This is a genomic window from Rubellimicrobium roseum, assembly GCF_006152145.1.
GTDB lineage: Bacteria > Pseudomonadota > Alphaproteobacteria > Rhodobacterales > Rhodobacteraceae > Rubellimicrobium > Rubellimicrobium roseum.
The window spans coordinates 1-3,380 of record NZ_VDFV01000110.1; the positions used below are offsets into that span (position 1 = coordinate 1).

A 3,380-nucleotide genomic window follows, 5' to 3' on the forward strand; every position below is an offset into this window, starting at 1 on the left:
GGGCCCGCCCGGACCGAACACCCCCCCCCGGAACAGCCAGCCGGGTGGCCCAGACCCGGGGAGCAGGTCAGGTGTGACCTTGGACACAGTCGCGCTTGGGCGAGCGGACGGGGGTTTCCGAAGTGCCGTCGCCATGGACTCCACACTGGCGTGACGCAAGGCGGGACGCCGAACTGGCGAGCGAAGACGCGGGCATCTTTGGCCGTGCAAGGGGAACCGCTGTCGATAAGCATCTCGGCCGGTGGCAGCGCCCGGCCGCCGGAACGCGTCTCGACGGCCTCCGCTGCATGTTCCGCCGATCCGAACCGCCGATCCCGGCGCGCGACCCGGGTGAGCACTTCGCGGTCGTAGGCGTCGATAGCAGGCACACCTCGGACCACATCCCTGTTCCAGGCCACCTGGGACCTCGACGCCGTCCGAGCAGCCGCGCAGGCCCGAGCGTCGGGTCACGCCATTGCCGTCGTGAGCGAGGTCCGACCGGGGGTTGTGGCCGGCCAGAGAAGGCTGGGGCCGGCTTGCTGCGCCAGAACCGATCTTGGGGACCCGGCGCGACCCCGCCCCCCCGGAGCGGCCGGTCCGGCCCGCCGCGATCAGGCGATCGGGCAGGGGCATCCGGGCAGAAACCAGCGGCAGTGCCGGCCCCCGTCAGGGCTCCCGTCGGCCATGCTCTCAGCATCAGAAATCGCCACGGGCTCGGCCCATGCTCCTGCCTCCTTGGTTAAGCCCAGGTGCCCAAGTGAAATGGAGCCTGATGAGCTCGGCTGAAGTGAAGACGGGCAGCTTCACTTTAGCTGCACACCCCAATGGTCACCCCTGGTTACATCGGCAGGTCTACCACCTCAGTGGATGCTAGCCCGGACCTTGGCCTCGATAATGGCGAGAGGTATGGTTGCCGCTTATTTCTTCCCTCGCCAGCAGGATCTTCGATGGCCCAAGACGCCGCCCGCCGCATCCCTCACCTCATTGCTGCAGAGATAGGCGCAGGGCACGCGCAGGTGGCTGCCGCCGTCGCGCTGCTGGACACGGGAGCCACAGTCCCGTTCATCGCCCGTTATCGCAAGGAGGCAACGGGCGGACTGGACGATACGCAACTCCGCACCCTGTCCGAGCGCCTTACCTATCTGCGTGAACTTGAGGCGCGACGCACGGCAATCCTGCAGTCGATTGCCGAGCAGGGGAAGATGACGAACGTCCTCGCCAGCGCTCTCCAGGCGGCCACGACCAAGGCCGAACTTGAGGACATCTATCTCCCCTACAAACCCAAACGCCGGACGCGCGCGATGATCGCGCGCGAGAACGGGCTTCAGCCTCTGCTCGAAGCAATTCTTGCCGACCGTGCCGCTGACCCCACGGCACTGGCACGGCCCTTTGTTACCGAGGCCGTCCCTGACACCAAGGCTGCGCTGGACGGCGCGCGCGACATTCTGGGAGAGGGGCTTGCCGAGAATGCCGATCTTCTAGGTCGCCTGCGAAGCCATATGAGGCAGGTTGCCAAGCTGTCAGCCAAGGTGGTCGAGGGCAAGGAAGCCGAAGGCGCCAAGTTCTCGGACTACTTCGCCCATTCCGAGCCCTGGGCCAGCGCGCCTTCGCACCGAGTGTTGGCATTGCTCCGGGGGCGGAACGAAGGGGTGCTTGCACTGGATCTTGAGATCGACGCCGATGCGGCCCGTACTGAGAGCCCGGCCGAGCGCGCCTGTGCGGCCGCGCTGAATGCCCGGGGGGCCGGTCCAGGGGACAGATGGCTGCGCGAAGCGGCGAGCTGGGTCTGGCGCGTGAAGATCCGGACGAGTCTGTCGATCGACCTCATGACTGAACTGCGCGAGCGTGCCGAAGAGGAGGCCATCCGCGTCTTCGCCCGCAATCTCAAGGACCTGCTCCTTGCGGCGCCGGCCGGGGGCAAGGTCACCATGGGCCTTGACCCCGGCATCCGGACCGGCGTGAAGGTCGCAGTGGTAGATGCGACTGGCAAGGTCGTGGCGACCGACACGGTCTATCCCTTCCAGCCGCGGAACGACCTGCGGGGAGCACAGGTCACGCTGGCCCGTCTCATCGCGGCGCACCGGGTCCGTCTCATCGCCATCGGCAATGGCACCGCGAGCCGCGAGACCGAACGGATGGTGGCCGACCTCCTGACGGCGTCGCCGGGCAACGACAAGCCGGTCAAGGTGATCGTCAACGAAGCCGGAGCCTCGGTCTACTCGGCCTCTGAACTGGCTGCCAAGGAATTCCCCGACCTTGACGTGTCGCTGCGCGGGGCCGTGTCCATCGCCCGCCGCCTGCAGGATCCGCTTGCGGAACTTGTGAAGATCGAGCCCAAGTCGATCGGCGTGGGTCAGTACCAGCACGACGTGGACCAAGGCCGACTGGGCCGGTCGCTCGAGGCGGTGGTGGAGGATGCGGTCAATGCGGTCGGCGTCGATCTCAACACCGCCTCGGCGCCGCTGCTCGCGCGGGTCTCGGGCTTGGGGACCTCTCTGGCGGCAGCAATCGTGGCGCATCGAGATGGCAACGGCCCGTTCCGCACCCTGCGCGAGCTTCTCAAGGTGTCGCGCCTTGGCCCCAAGGCTTTCGAGCAGGCGGCAGGCTTTCTGCGGATTCCCGGAGGCGAGGAACCGCTCGACGCTTCAGCCGTCCACCCCGAGGCCTACGAGGTGGCGCGCAAGATCGTGAAGGCCTGCGGGCGCGATATCCGCAGTCTGATAGGCGACGCGACGGCCTTTCAGGGTGTGGACCCGCACGCCTTCGTGGACGAGCGCTTTGGTCTGCCTACGGTCAAGGACATCTTGGCGGAGCTGGAAAAGCCGGGACGTGATCCCCGGCCTTCGTTCCGAACTGCCACCTTTGCGGATGGCGTGAACGAGATCGGTGATCTGACGCCAGGAATGCTCCTAGAGGGAACGGTCACCAACGTCGCGGCCTTCGGCGCCTTCGTGGACATCGGCGTGCACCAGGACGGTCTGGTGCATGTAAGTCAGCTCGCTGATCGCTTCGTGAAGGATCCGTACGAGGTGGTGAAGGCCGGTGATGTCGTGAAGGTCCGCGTGGTCGAGGTGGATGTCGCGCGCAAGCGCATCGGTCTGACCATGCGAAGCGATTCTGTCGAGGCGCGGGAGCAGGCGCGCCAGCGCGGACCTGTCAAGGAGAGAGTCCCTACGCGCGGGCCGTCCTCGGTGGGCCCCAAGTCAGGCGCCTCGGCCGGCAATCCCTTCGCCGATGCACTGAAAGGCAAGTTTGGCCGTTGACCGAAGTGCCTGCGAATGCAGCTCATTGGCTTGCTGAGCCTGGGCCTATCTTGAGCACGTTCTGACGTGGCGCTCAGGCTGAAGCCCGTCACGCCTCATGGACGGCATCGCGATGTCGATATTTGACACCGCCTCGTG

At 66.5% G+C, this 3,380-nt stretch carries 1 protein-coding gene; it reads left to right on the forward strand.

The window, feature by feature from the left end:
* Positions 1-926: 926 nt before the first annotated feature.
* A complete protein-coding gene (locus FHG71_RS22865; RefSeq protein ID WP_139084092.1) occupies positions 927-3,242 on the forward strand; it encodes a Tex family protein in 2,316 nt (771 codons plus the stop codon).
* Positions 3,243-3,380: the final 138 nt, after the last annotated feature.